11 protein-coding genes are annotated in these 17,252 nt (G+C 58.9%); 2 read left to right on the top strand and 9 right to left on the bottom strand.

From position 1 onward, the window contains the following. Nucleotide 1: 1 nt before the first annotated feature. Nucleotides 2-1,042 (bottom strand): sugar phosphate isomerase/epimerase family protein, encoded by a 1,041-nt coding sequence (locus BW950_RS10135; RefSeq protein ID WP_076489184.1) that lies wholly within the window; start codon nucleotides 1,040-1,042, stop codon nucleotides 2-4. Between the two features lie 21 nt (nucleotides 1,043-1,063). On the opposite strand from BW950_RS10135, the gene trkA reads away from it, so the two are divergent. Then, nucleotides 1,064-2,470, top strand: coding sequence for a Trk system potassium transporter TrkA (trkA, locus tag BW950_RS10130; protein WP_076489183.1), 1,407 nt, complete (start codon nucleotides 1,064-1,066; stop codon nucleotides 2,468-2,470). Further along, entirely contained in the window at nucleotides 2,467-3,915 is a 1,449-nt protein-coding gene (locus tag BW950_RS10125; protein WP_076489182.1) for a TrkH family potassium uptake protein, read from the top strand. Before trkA ends, BW950_RS10125 begins: the two co-directional genes overlap by 4 nt. A gap of 43 nt (nucleotides 3,916-3,958) precedes the next feature. On the opposite strand, the gene BW950_RS10120 is transcribed toward BW950_RS10125, so the two are convergent. The 8 genes from BW950_RS10120 to BW950_RS10085 form a co-directional block, all read right to left on the bottom strand. Beyond that, nucleotides 3,959-5,230, bottom strand: coding sequence for a hypothetical protein (locus BW950_RS10120; RefSeq protein ID WP_076489181.1), 1,272 nt, complete (start codon nucleotides 5,228-5,230; stop codon nucleotides 3,959-3,961). Next, complete coding sequence (locus BW950_RS10115) at nucleotides 5,220-8,087, bottom strand: FecR family protein (protein WP_076489180.1); 2,868 nt, start codon at nucleotides 8,085-8,087, stop codon at nucleotides 5,220-5,222. Before BW950_RS10115 ends, BW950_RS10120 begins: the two co-directional genes overlap by 11 nt. After that, nucleotides 8,068-9,924, bottom strand: a complete 1,857-nt coding sequence (locus tag BW950_RS10110; protein ID WP_083943921.1) for an adenylate/guanylate cyclase domain-containing protein — start codon at nucleotides 9,922-9,924, stop codon at nucleotides 8,068-8,070. The genes BW950_RS10115 and BW950_RS10110 overlap by 20 nt, the downstream gene beginning before the upstream one ends. Next, nucleotides 9,921-11,267, bottom strand: a complete 1,347-nt coding sequence (locus BW950_RS10105) for an InlB B-repeat-containing protein (RefSeq protein ID WP_076489178.1) — start codon at nucleotides 11,265-11,267, stop codon at nucleotides 9,921-9,923. Before BW950_RS10105 ends, BW950_RS10110 begins: the two co-directional genes overlap by 4 nt. Beyond that, entirely contained in the window at nucleotides 11,264-12,331 is a 1,068-nt protein-coding gene (locus BW950_RS10100; protein WP_076489177.1) for a cadherin-like beta sandwich domain-containing protein, read from the bottom strand. The genes BW950_RS10105 and BW950_RS10100 overlap by 4 nt, the downstream gene beginning before the upstream one ends. Nucleotides 12,332-12,333: 2 nt before the next feature. Next, entirely contained in the window at nucleotides 12,334-12,720 is a 387-nt protein-coding gene (locus BW950_RS10095) for an Lcl domain-containing protein (protein ID WP_083943928.1), read from the bottom strand. Then, a complete protein-coding gene (locus BW950_RS10090) occupies nucleotides 12,681-14,651 on the bottom strand; it encodes an InlB B-repeat-containing protein (RefSeq protein WP_159438778.1) in 1,971 nt (656 codons plus the stop codon). The genes BW950_RS10095 and BW950_RS10090 overlap by 40 nt, the downstream gene beginning before the upstream one ends. A 315-nt stretch (nucleotides 14,652-14,966) precedes the next feature. Further along, nucleotides 14,967-17,234 (bottom strand): fibronectin type III domain-containing protein, encoded by a 2,268-nt coding sequence (locus tag BW950_RS10085; RefSeq protein ID WP_076489174.1) that lies wholly within the window; start codon nucleotides 17,232-17,234, stop codon nucleotides 14,967-14,969. Between the last annotated feature and the right edge of the window lie 18 nt (nucleotides 17,235-17,252).

The following is a 17,252-nucleotide window of genomic DNA, read 5'->3' as shown; positions in this document are numbered from 1 at the left end:
ACTAGCCTTCCCTGCCGTGCCGCGAGGGTTGCCCCTGGTTACCCGTACCGGCTCTGTTCCGACTCCGGGCAGAGGAGACGAGAGCGGAAAAATCCTCCGCTTTCTGGCGTGCTCCGGCAAGAAAAGACCGGGGTTCACCGCCGTTTGTCCGGGCATCAATCTCAAAAAGAAGAGGTTTTCCCGGCGGGTAGGGAGAAGCAGCGATAACCTCGGCGATGGTTGTCCAGGGAGAATCCCAGGTGAGGGGCGGGGAATGCTGATCTGCATCCCCACGGTTATCATTCAGATGAAGTGTCCTGAGACGGTTCCGGGCAAGGTCACAGGACCACGCGAAGGCTTTCTCCCCCAGGATAAAGGCGTGGCCCGTGTCCCAGCAAAAGCCAAGATACCCGGCATCGAAGCGCTCAAAAAAATACTCCAGCGTTTCAAAGCCCTGGAGAGATCGGTCCCGCTCTTCAAGATGATCACTCTGAAAGAGATTTTCCAGAACCAGCGAGACCCCGCTGTTCCTGACGTACTGCTCCAGCTCACGGAGGCTCTTCTCACCCTGGCTACGCCATTGATCGATCCGGGAGGGATCGGTGATCATGGGATGGAGGACAACGGTATCGCCACCCAGACAGACTGTCATATCCACGCGGTTTCGTATCAACTCTACTCCGGCGAGACGCTCGTATTCGCAGGAGGAATACCAGCACTTCTCCACACCGCTGGAGCCGTGGGTGTCCATAAGAAAGAGCCCCAGCTCGTTCATGCGGGAGGCGATTGCGCAGATCTCGGGCTGAGTATAGAGAAAATCCGTATTCCAGTGGTGCCCCCACATGACATGGGAGAACCCGGCCAGGGCGATCTCTTCCAGGGCGGGCCCGGGCGATCCCCTGTCGCCGGAGTAGTCGGTATTAACCCCCAGGGCAATCTCCATGGAAGCCTCCTTGCGATCCTGAATGGTCCCATCATACCGAAGGCAACGGGTCTTGTCAGCCGCAGCCTTGGTCCCTGTGCCCCGGCCCGTGACCACTCGGGCCGTGACCACCCGGGCCATTTATGATAGCCTCGGGATCTCGTGAAGACTATAATACTTGGCGGAGGATCCGTGGGGTCCCAGATCGCGCAACAACTTATCGACGACAAGGTGGATGTTGTCCTTATCGAGGAAGATCCGGAGAAAGCACGGATTTTGTCAAACCGTCTGGATTGCACCGTTCTGAACCAGCAAGGCAACAGTCTGGACGCGCTTCGCCGCGCCGGGTGCGCCAGTGCCGATGTCTTTGTAGCCGTGACCGGCTCGGACGAGGTAAACATGGTGGCCTGCGGGCTCGTCTCCAGCGAGTTTCCCCAGCCCCGCAAGATCGCCCGAATCCGTAGCATCAACTATTCCGAGGCGACTCTCTCGTCGCGGAAGTTTCTTGGAATCGACGCCATTGTAAACCCCGAAATCGAAGCATCCCGGGAACTGATTCAAAGCATCGAGCACGGGGCCATGAGCGATGTGATTCTCTTCTCGCACTCGGAACTCCAGATTCGCAACCTTCCCGTCCCCCGGGGGGCCAAAATCATCGGGGCATCCATGAAAGACGCTTTTCTCGAGATTGATGTGACCTTCCTGGTGGCAGCGATCTACCGCGACGACAATTATGTGATCCCCGACGGGAATACCGATATCAGGGAGAACGACATTCTCTATATCGTGGGTAAACGGGACGGTCTGGACGAGGTCTTCCGGGCTTTTGGAAAACATCGGCAGCAACTGGACAAAGTGGTCATCGTGGGAGGCGGCAAAGCGGGAATACTGATCGCGGAACACCTTCTGGGGTATTCCCGGAACCCCCTGCAGGACCGATCGTGGCTTCAGCGTCTGAAAACATCGTTCCGGCAAAAGCACGTGGTTCTGGTGGAGCGCGATGCCAGAAAGTGCAAGAACCTGGCTCAGCGTTTTCCCGAGGCCCTGGTGGTCAACGCCGATATCTCCGAAGAGGGAGTCTTTACCGAGGAAAACCTGACGAACTCGGACCTGGTTCTGGCCGTAACGGATAACCAGGAACTCAACATCGTCACGGCTCTCTCGGCCCGTTCCCTGGGCATTCCCCGGTCGGCAGTTCTGGTGAATAACACCAATTACGCAGCAATTTGCTCGCGCCTGGAGATCGACACCGTCACCAGCGTAAAGCAGGCTGTTATCAACTCGGTCCTCTATAACATCAAGCGTAGCGGTGCCCAGAGCGTCCACAGCCTCTTTGACGGACGACTGGAGGTGCTGGAGTTCCGGGTTGAAGCCGGCTCCCGGCTGGCCGGGCGGCCCCTGCGGGCGGTACGGTTTCCCCAGGATACGCTCCTTCTGGCCGTGAGCCGGGGCGAGGACCACTGGATTCCCGGCGGTGACTATATCCCCCAGGGAAACGATACGGTGGTGATCATCGGCAAGAGAGAGCACGCCGATACACTCCAGGCCCTTTTCGTGGCGGCACCGTGAACAAGCTTCTGGTTCTCCGTATTCTGTCTGTCCTGACCTGGATCACGGCGATTATCCTCCTGATCCCCGCCGGGGTTGCCCTGATCTACCGGGAAGAGGCGGCTTTCCTCGCTTTTATCCAGGTTGCGGTGCCCACAGGAATCATCGGGGCACTTCTTTTCTGGCTCACCCGCAAGAGCGGGATCACCCTCTCGAACCACGATGGATTTTTGGTGGTGACCCTCTCGTGGATCACTGTGGCAGCCCTGGGGGCTCTTCCTTTTTTTCTCACCGGGGCAATACCGAACTACACCGATGCCTTTTTTGAGACCATGTCCGGGTTTACCACCACGGGAGCCACGATCCTCACCGATATCGAGGGGTTGCCCCGGTCGCTGCTTTTCTGGCGATCCTTCACACACTGGCTCGGTGGAATGGGGATCATCGTACTCACCGTGGCGATCTTTCCCCTCCTGGGCTTCAAGGGCCTGCAACTGGTCCGGGCAGAAGCTCCCGGACCATCGGTGGACAAACTCACCCACAAGATCACCCATAGCGCGAAGATTCTCTGGCTCCTGTATATTGGCCTCTCGGCTATCGAAACGGTGCTGCTCATGGTGGCAGGGATGAATCTCTTTGACGCCCTGACCCACACCTTTGGAACCATGGCAACGGGAGGGTTCTCTCCCCGAAACGCCAGCGTGGCCGCCTATAATTCCGTGGCGATCGACATCATCATCACCGTTTTCATGCTTCTCGCGGGGGTCAACTTTGTCCTTTACTACAGCGTCATTACCGGGCGGTTTCGCACGGTCCTGCGCGACACCGAACTGAAGGTCTATCTGGGGATTTTCGCTGCCGCCACGGCGGTTACCACGGTGGCGCTCCACGGCGAGACCTATCGTTCCTGGGGAGAGAGCCTGCGCTATGCCTCTTTTCAGACGGCATCGATCCTCACCACCACGGGCTACGCCACGGCCGATTATCTCTATTGGCCCGGAGCGGCCATGGCAGTGCTCTTTCTCTTGATGTTTGTGGGTGGTTGTGCCGGATCAACCGGCGGAGGAATCAAAGTAGTTCGCCTCACGGCCCTCTTCAAGCAGGGGATCAACGAGATGAGCTACCTGCTCCATCCCCGGGGGGTTTTTTCTCCCCACATGAACCGGACTCCCCTGAAAAAAACGATGCTCCTGGGCATTACGGGGTTTTTTTTCCTCTATTTTCTTCTCCTCCTCCTGACCACACTGGTGGTCTCCTTCAGCGGAGAGTCCTTGCTGACCTCCTTTTCCACAGCCCTGGCTACGCTGGGGAATATCGGTCCCGGATTTGACACGATCGGTCCCACCGGCAATTACGCAGCTTTTCCCCGGGGGACAAAGTGGTTTCTCTCGGCGATCATGCTGATCGGGCGGCTTGAGGTTTTTACGGTGTTGATTCTCTTCACCCCGAGATACTGGAGGAAATAGGCTGTAGCAGGAGATTCCCTGCAAGAGATTTCCTGCAAGAGAATCAGAAATGAACCCCTCCGTGAATGCCGGGACTGATAAAACCTGCCGTCTGCTGGTCGTAAAAAACAGCCTGGATCTGCACCCCCGCCTGAAGGCGCACGGTGCGGGAGAGGCGAAAACTCAGAAATGTCCCGCCAAACAGGGCGGGGTCCAGCGTTTCCATCGATGGCCCCTCGCCGGCCTTGCTGTAGTCGAAGTTCATGGTCGTGTAGGCCAGGCCGGGGCCAAGCCGCCCCACCAGGGCCATGCGGGGATTGAGGCGGTACATCCAGGAACCGTGCAGACCCGAGACAAAAAGCATCGCCTGCAGATCGGCATCGCCCTGGCCGCCTCCAAGAGACGCCAGACTGCAATGAAACCCGATGCCAAAAAAGTTGCGACGGCTCTTGTGAACATAGAGGTCTCCCTGAACGGTCAGCCCCAGGGGATAGGCCCCGTCGCTCCAGAGATCGGTGAACCAGGAGTCAAACAGAGGGATTACCGGGCTCCAGCCCAGGGAAAGGGCGAAATCGAAAGGCTTCTGATATCCCACCGGGAAGGGCACAGATTGCACCAGTCCGCCGGGATTCTTCACAACCAGCCGGTACTCACCGGGGCTGATTCTGTCCAGGGGGAGAAGGAGGCGGATTTCTTCCCGCACAGCGGAAGAGGAATCGCCCTCGAAATATTCGCGGGCCTCCTGATCCAGGGCGATGGCCCGACCCTGATCGTTTTCCAGAGTTACCAGAAGATCTTCCTCCAGATCCTCTCCCCGGAGGAGAATCTGGGACTGGCCCTGCTCCAGAAAAAGTCTCGCGGGCTGGACCTCTGTTATTTGAGGCTGCCGGGCCCGGAGAACCTCCAGGGGTCTCCAGGAGGTCTGCAGATCGGGGCGTCCCAGCAGGTTATACAGGGTAATGCGATAGCGATAGCGACCCGGCGAGAGCTGAACCTCCAGGGAGGGGATCTCGACGTATTCATCCAGAAGAATGTCTCCCCGGCCGTTGGCAATCTCTACCCGATAGCGCAATACGTGATCAACCGCTTCCCATATCAGATGCTGGGTATACCGGGGCTCTCCCCTTTCGTCCAGAGAGAAGGAGAAAGAGGAATGTCCGCCAGAGATATCTGTGTATCCAGGCACCGCCAGAACCGGAACCGGGAAGAGATGCAGTCGAAGCAGAACCAGAAACGCCACCAGAGTGACCGATCTGCCTCGGATGGAGTCTGACACCAAGCACCCCGGGGAGTTCTTCATAAACAACCCCTTCGGGAAAAGGAGTTCAGTAGCCATAGAGAGCATCCTGCAAAAACAGCTGGGGGGCGCGGAGATCGGGCAGGTCCACCCTGAAACGACTCGTGGCGGAAGCCCCCTCCTGAATAACCACCTGGGGTTCCTCCCGAAGCTGTCCTCGAACCTCCCACCGAAAGGTTCCCCGGTCGAGCAGGGAGAGATCCTTCAGGAGAAACTCCGGCTCCTCCAAGAGCAGATCCCCCAAGAGGGATCTTCGGCTTTCTTCACAGATCAGCCGGAAGATATACCGGTTTGCCCCAGCCAGGGGTTGCCAGGAAAATCGAAGGTCCTCGGCCCGGCTCAGATAGGAAACTCCCAGGACGGTCTCCCGGGACGGGGCCTCCAGAACGGGAGGGTCAAGAAGGGGGATCGGGGCAACCGAGAAGCCCCGTGTCTCCCTGCTGGAGAGGTCGAACCCCCGGTATCGGCTGCGTATCTGCCAACGGTACTCTCCCTGGGGCAAACGCTTCAGGGTAACCCGGGTTTCGCCGGTATCGGGATCGGTGGCGGCATGGATGCTGGCATGGTTTTCGACATGGATGCCGAGCGAGAGATCTCCCCCGGAGAACTCCGGGACCTCAACCCTTTGGCCGTCACGAAAGAGTTCGAGGTCGATCGTGCCGGACATCTCCCGGGAGATCCAGGAGAGATCCACTCCCTGGCGCAAGGCCTTCAGCCCGGGAAAGGATGACTGGTCCGGCGGCTCCTGGAGTTCTGCAGGAAAGAGTCTCCGGGAAGAGAAGGTCCCGGTAGAACGATAGCCGATAAGACGGGAGTTCTTCTCCGATTCCAGGGCAAAGGCCTGAAGAACGATCCGGTACGTTCCGGAGGGAAGGCTCCCGAGAGGGATCTCAAAGGATGGATCGGGGAGAAACCGTTCCTCGAAGAGAGGGTCCCCTGACTGGCCTTCCCGGAAAAGTTGCATCCGGTAAAAACCGGCCCCCTCCACGGGGGTCCAGCGAAGCTTCGTCAGATCGCCCTCTAACAGAAGATGCTCCTGACCCGGGGCGGGATACTCAAGGCGGGGCGGATCAAGGGGAGGAACAACCCGGAGCTCCCGGGGCGGTGTTTCCAGAAAGACCGAACCGTCCACGTTGTATGTTCGCAGACGCCAGTGATAGGTTCCCGGAGGCCAGACCCGGCCGAAGATCGATTCGCCCTGGACACGCTCCTCCAGGAAAGGATCGGAAAAATCATCGTCCCGGGATATCTGGACGCTCGTGGGCGCGGAAAAGTTTCGCGACCAGGTGAAGCGGGCCTCGGTCCCCAGCGATCGCGCCAGGGTATAGCCGTCGGGAGGAAAGAGCGCCCGCAAGGCAAACCGGCCGTCCACGATCTCCAGGGATCGGGGCGGGGAAACTTCTGACCAGGAGCCTTCCGAATCTTTCCATCGCACGGTCCACAGGAGGCGACGTTCTTCCGCCAGACCCTTCAGGGCCGAAGGATCAAGAACCAGAAAGGGCTGTTCTGTCTGGACCTTCGCCAGGGGCTGCCCAGGGTCGGGGGAACCCAGCAGAATAAGTTCGTACCGACGAGCGCCCTCCCGGGGAAGCCAGGAAAAGGAGAGGCCTTCTTCGGCAAGGCGCAGGACCTCAAGAAAGGTCCCCTCAGCGGGCTGCCGTAAATCCACAGGCTCCATGTCGTCCCGGGCCGACAGATGAAAGGATCTCTCCCGGGAGGGCTCTGGCGGGTGGAGGTATTCCCCGGGGAAGACGGCGTGGACTCGCCAATACCAGCTTCCCTGATGAAGCTCGTCCAGAGTGAGTCCGGGAAGAGCTGTCCGGAACCTTCGCAGACCGGTGGAAAATTCCCGATCCTGCGATATCTCGAGAAGATAGGCCGTTGCCCCGGGAGATTCTTGCCAGGAAAAGCGCACCCGGGGAGCACCGGCACGATACGAACGGTCTTCGTTATCAGCAGGAGACAAAAGACGGGGCGGTGGCAGATGGTGCCAGGCAAAACGCCTCACAGGAGAGGAGATGTCGCCCGAGGGTGTTCGAAGCCGCCAGTACCACTGACCAGGGCCAAGGGGAAGAGAAACACTTCGAACCTCCCGGGCATCGGCAGGGATCATCAGGTGGTGTTCCACAAGAGGAGACGAGAAATCTGCCGACGAGGCTATTTCCAGCAGAAACTTCCGGTCTTCCTCCAGGAGTTCGACCGCTTCTTCGGCCAGGGAAAAACGGAAGGGGATAATGGCCTCTTCCTGGTATTGATGGATGAGTCGGCTGTTCTGGCGCGGCCAGAGCGGCACTACCTGATGCAACCTGTGCCGGCCTTCTCCTGTGGTGGTATCAAGGGTATAGGTGCTATGCTCCGAAACGACAATGGTTTTTCCCTGATCCGTTACGATCTCGGCCTCTCCCTGCGCAACGTCCACGGAAAACTCTCCGGCATCGCCTGAAATGGTGACTGCCTCGGCGCTGTCGGCGCTGATCCGGGCGGAACCAACCCGAATCGACCGCAGGCCGCTTCCCTGAAGGTCTCCTCCTACGTAGATCGTTCCTTCCAGAAAGTCGATCTCGCGAATCATCCCCTGGAAATCCAGTGCGACCAGGGAGTGTTCCAGGAGGTCCAGAGTTGTCCCGTCGTCGAAGATGATTCCTGCTTCGGACTGACCGGCCGTTCTCAGGGTATCGCCCTGATAGATGAGAGCATGATTGTTCAGACGCTCCCAGCGCAAGCTTCGGGCGGGTCTGCGGGTGGCAGTGCGCCGACGAAAGACAATATGCCCTACCCGGGCTGTCTCATCGCCGCGTGAACTGGCCTGGATCTCCCCGTAATAGGCAAAGCCCAGGCAGAAGACCGCCAGGGCTGCTCCCAGGGAAACCAGAAAATCACTCCGGGAGAATCTCATACTTTACTTCTGTCTCCCAGTCCGGCTCCTTTTTGCCGGGGGTATTCAGCGCTGCCGGGGCAGATAGCCCCAGGAGACGGCGGACTTCGGCCAGCGTTTGGGGTCCCTTGAGACCTTTCAGATTTATCACAGCGTAAATCCTGAGAGGTTCAGTCTTCCCCTTCACTCTGATGGGAGGCATCTCCTCGGCCAGGATGTGCTCCCGCACCAGCTCCCAGGTGAACTCCGAAATGAGGATATCCGTACCCAGGGGTTTATTCAGGGCCTCGATTCGGCTCGCCAGATTGACTGCATCACCGATTACGGTATATTCCATCCGCTCTGCCGAGCCAATTTGTCCCGCCAGGCAGCTCCCGGTGTTAACGCCACAACCGATCCGGATGATAGGCCTGCCCGGCCCTCCCCGATCCTGGTTGAAAGTGAGGAGCGCTTTGCGCATCATCAGCATTGCCTTGACCGACAGCAACGCATCAGCTTCGGCAGAACCCTGCGAGACGGGAGCTCCCCAGACGGCCATGATCGCATCGCCGATAAACTTGTCCACCACCCCGTGGGTTTTCTCCACGCAGGAGACCATGAGGGTCATGTATTCGTTGAGAAACTCCACGACTGCTTCCGGATCCAGCTTCTCGCTGATCGCCGTGAAGGAACGAATGTCGGAAAAGAAGATCGTTGCGGTCTTGCGCTGCCCTCCCAGTTCCAGTTTTCCCTGAAGGGCCTGCTCCGCGATGTCCTTGTTCACAAACTTTCCGAAGGTGTCCTTGATGCGTTCCCGCTCGGCCAGGCCCTGCCCCATCTGAACAAAGCTCTCCGTGAGAAGTCCCAGTTCGTCCCGAGTGGAGGGTTGGAGGCTCAGCTCGAAATGGCCCTCCTGGATCTGGCGAGCCCCCTGAACCAGGGCCATCACGGGCCGGCTCACAGTTTTGGAAAAGAACCACACCGCAAGAACCGAGAGGACCAGAACTATTCCCGTGAGGTACAGGTTCTGGCGAACCACGGCCAGGGCAGCTCCCAGGACGACCTCCCGGGATATTCGGGAGAGGACCGTGGCCTGGCCAAAGGGAATCTTCCGAAAGGCTCCAAAGAAGAGTTCGCCCGACGGCAGCTCGTACTGAAATTGCATTGTTTCCAGGGGAGAGGTGAACATGTGCTCCACCAGCGGGTCCGTGCCATAACTGACCTCCAGAAGGACCAGGTCCTGATCGGGGTGCGCCAGAAGCTCGCCGTTGTATCCCACCAGATAGGGCTCGCTGGCGGCGTTGGTCTGGAGAATCGTCTGAAGCTGTTCGGTGGAAAAGATGAGGACCAGGGCGTTGTCGGACCCCATATCGGTATAGGGGGCGGCCAGGAGTGCCGCAGGGATTCCCATGGCCCCGCTCACGTTGATCAGGATCGATTCTCCCGCGCTGGCCCTCTCGATGACGGTGGCGTTCTGTTCCAGAATAATCCCCACCGTCTCCTTCTCGAGTTCCCAGGCGGCAAGGAAGGTGCGATTATGGAGGGCTTGTTCCCCGGGAACCCCCAGGTAAGCCACCACGGGGTTCCGGGCAAAGTAGTTTCCTCCCGCCAGGTTCTCCGCAGCGGCACTTCCCCCGAACTCCCGCAGGGTATCCAGGAAGGAGAGGGCTCCTGAGTAGAGGGAGTGAAGTTCATTTTCAATCTGCACCGCCAGGATCTGGCTCAGGAGGAGGTTCTGCTCTTCTCCCCGGATTCGGGAATCTTCGGCGTAAAACCAGGTGGCAAGACCCGTTACCAGCCCCATGGAGATAACCACGATCAGTGAGATGATACCGATCAGCTTCACCACCAGGGGAAAGGGCACTCTTCGCTCTCTCACAACTCCCTCCATTGGGCAAAGAGCGTTGTATCGCCGCTCAGAGTGATCTGATCACCGGGGTCGTAGACCTCCCCCCCGCCGGCGCGGGCTGTGCTCCATTGGTGGAACTCCAGATTTTCCCCGGTGTAGCCGGGGGGCGTCAGGCCGGTTGCCTCGGCTACCGTTATAGCTACTCCGGAATCGACTGTTTGCGTGGAGACGGTACCTGTCCCACCGTTCGGGTCGTAGGAAAGCCTGTAGGTCCGATAACAGGTGATGGTATATACCCGGCGGGAAACGCGATCGGGACCGGTGACGGCAACGCGCAGGTCCTTTCGCTCGGGATGATCCAGGATCGGGCTCAAGGCTCCCGAGAGGATTCCGATCCAGGGGCCACCGTCCCAGGAATACTCGATTTTTTGTCCCTCTGCAGCCCCCGCTGCGACAAACCGCAGGGGCTCGCCCCCTGTCAGAGAGATCGTGTAGTCCAGGTGCCCGGCGTTGAAGCCGCTCTCGTGAGACCCGCTGCGCTTCAGTTCACCCGCAACAAAGGAGAAATCGGACAGGGCGTTGGCGGCGCGGAGGAACTCATCGGCGGAAAAGAGCCGCTCCTCCAGGAGATCCCCCGACGAGGGGTCTATCCACCGGTTGGAGACCTGGCCGGTCCAGATGTTCATGGCCTCGCGGAAGGTTCCCCGAAGCACCGGGTCGGGATCAGCGGGGGGCGTATAAAAGGAGATGACCATCGAGTGCGCCCCCCCGGGGATGTCCGCCAGGGAGATTGTAACCCGAGGAGTTCCGGGATCTGAGGTGTCAAAATCTGCACTCTCGTAGGTCGCATTCATCCCGGCGAGCCCCTCGATACTCGCGGTGATCCGGGTGATCCCTATCTGAAGAGGCCAGGCCAGGCGCAGCGAGAGGCTGCCCGAGGTGTCCTGGTCATCCTGGAGGTACTCTACCGCCACGGCCAGAGGATCGTTGGGTCCGCTCTGGAGGGGGATCTCCTCACGCGCTCCCGAGGCAAGGACCGTTCCATCCTGGTCCAGGCCCTCCACGATGAGGTCCCAGGTTCCCGGATAGAGGGTGTCTACCTGATGAGTTGTCTCCGCTCCGGGGATTTCCCAGGAGATCTCCGTGCCGTGGTCCCTGCACGTGAAGCGGCCTTTCCAGTCCTCGATGGACCCGGTGAAATCGGGCATTACCGTGGAGGGGACCACCGTAGCAGGGTGCATCCCCTGTGGCAAAAACCTGAGCTCCACCACAGCGGAGCCGGCTCCCTCCTGAAGCGGCCCGGAAGGCCTTCCCTCGAAGGGGTCGGCGCAGGAAAAGAAAGCAAACAGGAGAACACCGATCAGGGCGATCACGAGCGCACCGCCTGAACGGTGTAGGTCAGGGTTGTCTGCCTGTCGGCAGCCGTGACGGTCACCTCGAGGGTGCCGGTGGTATCGCCCGAAGGAAAGGACAATTTCCGGGTCTCATCGTTGTGGATCAACTCGGGATCGCTATTGTTCCAGCGGAAGGAGATGCGCTGTTGGGCAGAGACTCCCCTGCTCCGAAAGGCGACCTCCTGAGCAACCCCTGCGGTGAAGGTGTAGTTCGTGACGGTGGACGAAAAAGGTTGATCCAGCTCCCCCGGGGCGAGACGGAGTTCTTCCAGTTCGGCCCGGGGGCAGAGAAAGAACCCCTCTGCCAGGTGTCGTTCGTCCCGCAAGGTTCCGTCGGGGTCAATCCATTTATCGGAGATGACTCCGTCCCAGAGGTTGATCGTTTCCAGAAGGGTTGCAGCCACAGTTCCATCGGAACCACCCCGACGGAAGACAATCTTCAGGAACCAGGCTCCCGCAGGAATATCGGAGCCCTCCAGGATGGCCTGTTTTTTCTCCCCCTCGATCCCGACGAGAGAGGGGGCCTCACTGAAGTGGCCCTCGATGGATGCTTCCAGATAGTCCACACCGGTGCTGGCGGGAACGGTCAGGGTGAGGCGAAACCCGCCGCCGGCCGAGGGATCGCCGCTTTGCAGAAACTGCACCGAGGGGGAGCGTTGCTCCGATGCGCCCGGGGAGAGGGATATTCCGAGGTCTTCTCCCCGGGCTATGACCGTCCCCTCCGACGAGAGCCCCTTCACCACCAGATCCCACAACCCGGGATAAAGGTTGTCTATCGTGACCGGCTCACCCGAGCCGGGAGCGCCGGTGGCCACACGCTCGGTCAGGTCTGTCTGGTGGGTGAGGGTAAGATCCCACTCTTCCACAAGGGAGGAGAAATCGGGCATCACCGTGGCCGGCGATATCCTCTCCTGCCCCGGCAGACGGACCGTCAGGACAGGGTTCTCCCCGGGCCGGGAAGATTCCTGGAAGGGTGAACTGCACGATGCCAGAAGGAATACTCCCGGGATCGCCAGGATCCACAAATACCATGGGTGCTTCATGGTCAAAACCTCCGTACCGGGCGGACCGTGTATCGCAAACCTTTATGGGCAGAACTTTCAACGTTGGTGCTACTTCGTGTCCAAGCCTTATCGGGCTCCAGAAAATTCTGTGTTGATGACCAGTAGGCGATCACATCCAGATCAAGATTCGCCCCGGCCGGTGGGTCGGAGGTGTTATACCCCATCATTTCTGCCAGTTCATTCCGTGAGGGCAGAAACCAGTCGTGGTAGTCAACTCCGTCGTGGCTGATCTCAAGAGCGAGACAGACCCGGGCTGCGTTCATTACCTGTGATGACTGCCACTGATCTATGGCAAGAGAGTTCTCAAGACCCGTGCCGATCGTGGAACTCAAGCCATTAATGGATTGATATTCCCCCCCCCGATCCATTCATACCTCGGATCTTCCACCGGACCGTACCAGCCCCTTGGGGCCGCCTCAAGGAAGCGCCAGCCCGCACTCGCGGGATTATCGTGCTCGTAGAAGATAACTCCCCCCGCCGGGCCAATAACACCGACGCTGTAGTTATCGTAATCGACGCGCTGTATCTGCACCGTCTGTTCTGGTGCTTCCCCGCCGCCCTCGTATATGGCCCGGACCGAAATATGATAAACCCCGGGTTCGGTGACACCCGCGATCAGGGCACTCCCGGCGCCGGGAGCAACAGAGAAGGAGCCGTTTTCCGACCCGCCCGTCGGGCCCCACGTGACCTGTATCCCCTCCAGGGCCGGGGAATCGGGATCTGTCCAGGTCAGGGACAAGGTCTGGCTCACATGATTTGCAGAACCCTGAAGATTCTCCACGGGCAACAGATCGGGCTCCCAGGAGGCCCGGAACAAAACATGGTTCCCGGGCATGGTGAAGGTATCCCCAGGCTGATGGAGGCCACCGGGTGCGGGAGGAATGTCATCGCTCTGCCAGCCAAGAAAATCGTAGCCCGACCGCGAAGGAGCAGCGCCCACGGTGACGGTATCCCCCGATGCGTGATCGCTCTCGGCGGGAGCCCCTGTTCCCCCGACAGAGTCGTACCAGACGGTGCAGGTCGAAAGATCGCTCTGCCTCACCCGGATCACCGCGTCTCCCGAGTAGCTCACCCCTTCATAGACCACGGAGACCCCCAGGTTGTAGTCGCCCAGAAGATCTGCCGTCTCCAGATTCAGGGAAGCCCCGGTCTGGCCCGCTATGACATCCCCCTGCAGATACCATCGCCAATCGCTTCCGCCGGCCAGAGGAGATCCCCCGGCGAGGCCCACCGTCACGGATTGTCCCTGAACCGCTTCGAGGGGGTTCGGGGTCAGCACCAGGCCGTGGGATCCCGGCGTTGCCAAATCAATATCCACGGTGATATCGGCCGGTTCCTGGGCCTCCCAGAGGGCGGTAAACCAGACGCTCCGGGGGGGCATGGTGAAGGTATCCCCAGGCTGATGGAGGCCGCCGGGTGCGGGAGGAATGTCATCGCTCTGCCAGCCGAGAAAATCGTAGCCCGACCGCGAAGGAGCAGCGCCCACGGTGACGGTATCCCCCGATGCGTGATCGCTCTCGGCGGGAGCCCCTGTTCCCCCGGATGCGTCGTACCAGACGGTGCAGGTCGAAAGATCGCTCTGCCTCACCCGGATCACCGCGTCTCCCGAGTAGCTAACCCCTTCATAGACCACGGAGACCCCCAGGTTGTAGTCGCCCAGAAGATCTGCCGTCTCCAGATTCAGGGAAGCCCCGGTCTGGCCCGCTATGACATCCCCCTGCAGATACCATCGCCAATCGCTTCCGCCGGCCAGAGGAGATCCCCCGGCGAGGCCCACCGTCACGGATTGTCCCTGAACCGCTTCGAGGGGGTTCGGGGTCAGCACCAGGCCGTGGGATCCCGGCGTTGCCAAATCAATATCCACGGTGATATCGGAATCGGGATAGCGGCAATCCAGGGATATCTCCAGGGAGGGAAAGGTTCGCCCGATCTCGGGAGCTCGAAGATCAATCCGAAAGGCCAGCTGGTGATCGCGGGCATCCTCCCGGGGGTGAAAATGGACCTCCAGAAGGCGGTTATCCACCGCCACAAGCTGGGGCTCGGCAGAAAAGAGCCCCTGATCCCCCACCTCCAGTGTGACGACCAGGTCGAAATCGCGGGGGTTCCGCAGGGTGATTCTCAGGGTGTGGGGCTGGTCCGGGATCGCCCGCGGCAGCGGCGCCGTCTCGCCCTGCCGGGAGAGGCGGTGCGACTCCATCGTCACCAGCGAGAGGCCATCGTCGACAAAACCCCGCACGTCCTGCTGCCATATCCCGGCGGGGGAACAGGAAAAGAGGAGAGCTATTAACCCTGCTGTCATAGAGACCCTGAGTCCCCGCGCGCGTTCCGAAAAAAACCTTGTCATGTGGTATTACCGGCAGGAGTTCCTGCCCACGCTACAAAGCTAGCACCCCGGAACGGAAATATCCGGTGTCAGGCGAGTTTTTTCTTGATTGCCCGCGATCTCTTTATACCTGGAGGGAGTTTTCTGAAGAGAAATCATTCAGATTTTCTGCCTGCCCTCGGGCACACACTAAAGTTCAACGCAGAAAAAGGGCCTGCGAAAGAGTTTCCGCAGGCCCTGCTGTATCCCGACAGACGCCGCTTCAAACGGCGTCTATCCCTCAATCAATCATCAGGGAGTCTTTTCGAAAGAACTCCAATCAGAATAGGAGCGCTGCTGCGTTCCGGCAGCATCCAGAGCACGGATGGTCCAGTGCCATTCCTGATCAGCAACACCGCTGAGATCGAAAATATGGCCGTCCAGAAGATCAACTTCCAAGACAACGAACGTTTCCACTGCAGCGTCTGAGTCAACCGGGGTCGACTCAGCATTATGTAGCTCAAGCCGGTACTGGACATCCACACCGTGCACCGCTTCGGAGATCCGCACCGCCAGCTGGTTCTGGGCGTTATTCCAGCTAGACTGGGCGATGTTCGCCTGGTCCAACCCGTCCAGGAAGTTTCTTGCAACGTTCGATCTGGTGCTTACCATGGTCTCAGTATGGTTCAGCGATTTCATGCGGAAGTAGTATTCCGTACCCCGAACGAAGAGGTCTCCTACCGGGATATCGATACGAAGGTCGTAGCCCTGGTTGGTACTCTCGCTCAAGGTTCCTACTCCGACGACGCTGGCGTTAGAGGTGGTGCCGTTGATCGTGGAGATCAGGGTATACTCACCGTTTTCTTCAGTGGAATAGTAGAGTCTGTACCCTTCGGCACCAAGCGCACCTTGTACAGGATCAGCCTCTACATTCTGCCACTGGACCCGGATCTGTCCAGCCTGTCCACCCTGGGAGTGGTATGCGATATGGGGGGCCACCAGAACGTTGGTAATGGAATCGTCTTGATCGAAGGGAGCCACGTGACCACTGACAGCCACCGACTTTTCGCTGTAGACGCTACCGTCCGCTTTCACCGCGATTACCATATACCAGTAGTAGCGGTGTTCGTCCAATCCTGGTTCAACATCCTCGTCCTCGTAGAAAAGTGTATTTTCGGTCCCTTCCTTCCACTCAAACTCGCTCGGACCCACCAGTTCCACATACGTTCCGTCGGCCGGGTAGCTTGCACCGTGATTATTGGATCGGTAGATGATGTACTGCTCAGCTTCGTCCACTGCAGGCCAGGTGAGTTCAATTTTGTTTGTAAAGGTTCCCGAGGTTGCCGACAACACCGGTTGTGCCAACGTTATAGTGCCAGCTTCGTTGGTGATGTTTCCACTTTCCATATCGGAAAAGAGAGCTACAACACTGGCATCACCTGTATCAACTCCGCGGACCTTGTAGTAATAGGATTTAGTGTATCCTACACCGGCTTCGAGATTTTCATCGCGGTCGTAATACCAGATCTTATCTTCAGCAGAGCCATAGGTGATAAAATCTCCGGGATCGCTTTCCAGAAGAGTCCAGGGACCATCGGGTGATTCAGATCGGTACACCTCATAGGTATCTGCACCGGCAACTTTTTCCCAGGTCAGAATGATCTCTTCCTTGTGGGTGGTTGTGGCGGTCAGGCCTCCGGGGCCATCGAGGATACTTTCGGGTCTGACCGAAAGAGAAACTCCGCTGGCCGTGAAGTAGTCATCGTACGGAAAAGCAACAACACCGTAGATATAGCCCTGGTACAGGTATTCCGGGCCATTATCCAGGCTGACAGCATTCTTGGTCCAGAGGATATCCTCAAAGGGGGCACCAGGAGTATCATCGGCCTCAATAACAACACCAGCGTTTATCAGCTTGTGATCCCGCGCCTGGGGAGTTGTCTCGGCCAGAGCGTTCCGAACATCGGTATCACCCAGATCGAAGCTCATCAACAGATACCCTTTGGCCAGATCGACCCGGTCCCAGGAAACACGACGGAACCCCTGGGAAGTAACCCGTACATTTTCCGGGGCAGGAAGGGGCGTATCGAGCTCCGGAATCGAGGGAACCTCCACGGTGATCGTGCGGGAGACTTTGCTGTCCGCATACAACAAGTCCGATACGTCGGGTCCGCTGTTCCGCATGGCCATAACAGCGTAATTGTACTGCAGATTCTGCATCCGGTTGTCCAGATTGACGTAATCCATGTAGGTGGTGCCTCCACCCACGGTGGGGGCTCTCCCGGCGGGATAAACCATGGGTTCCTCGGCATCTACAATACCGATCAGCTGAAGCGCCGTGGCATCGGGGATACCCCGGTAGATAGCGTACCGCTGGGCATTGTTTACAGGGTTCCAGGACAAATACACGAAGCCGTCGTAGGCACTCGCGGCCAGCCCCTCGGGAGCGGGCAACGTATAGGCCAACTGATCATGGGGCGTATCGTTCGGCTTTTCGTTGTATTCAAAGGGATCAGCGCAAGAAAAGGTCATAATCACCGCTACAGCGATGACCGCAACCACGGGCAATCGAAATTTCATAAAATAATTTCTCCTACT

This window comes from Alkalispirochaeta americana, from assembly GCF_900156105.1.
GTDB classification, from domain to species: Bacteria; Spirochaetota; Spirochaetia; order DSM-27196; family Alkalispirochaetaceae; genus Alkalispirochaeta; species Alkalispirochaeta americana.
The sequence above is the reverse complement of the archived record's forward strand: the minus strand, read 5'-3'. Positions and strand labels throughout refer to the sequence as shown.

What these genes read in the sequence shown, in the direction of transcription:
- BW950_RS10135 (WP_076489184.1), bottom strand. Translation starts at nt 1,042, where the DNA reads ATGGCCCGGGTGGTCACGGCCCGAGTGGTCACGGGCCGGGGCACAGGG.
- BW950_RS10120 (WP_076489181.1), bottom strand. Translation starts at nt 5,230, where the DNA reads ATGGCTACTGAACTCCTTTTCCCGAAGGGGTTGTTTATGAAGAACTCC.
- BW950_RS10115 (WP_076489180.1), bottom strand. Translation starts at nt 8,087, where the DNA reads ATGAGATTCTCCCGGAGTGATTTTCTGGTTTCCCTGGGAGCAGCCCTG.
- BW950_RS10100 (WP_076489177.1), bottom strand. Translation starts at nt 12,331, where the DNA reads ATGAAGCACCCATGGTATTTGTGGATCCTGGCGATCCCGGGAGTATTC.
- BW950_RS10095 (WP_083943928.1), bottom strand. Translation starts at nt 12,720, where the DNA reads ATGGATCGGGGGGGGGAATATCAATCCATTAATGGCTTGAGTTCCACG.
- BW950_RS10090 (WP_159438778.1), bottom strand. Translation starts at nt 14,651, where the DNA reads ATGACAGCAGGGTTAATAGCTCTCCTCTTTTCCTGTTCCCCCGCCGGG.
- BW950_RS10085 (WP_076489174.1), bottom strand. Translation starts at nt 17,234, where the DNA reads ATGAAATTTCGATTGCCCGTGGTTGCGGTCATCGCTGTAGCGGTGATT.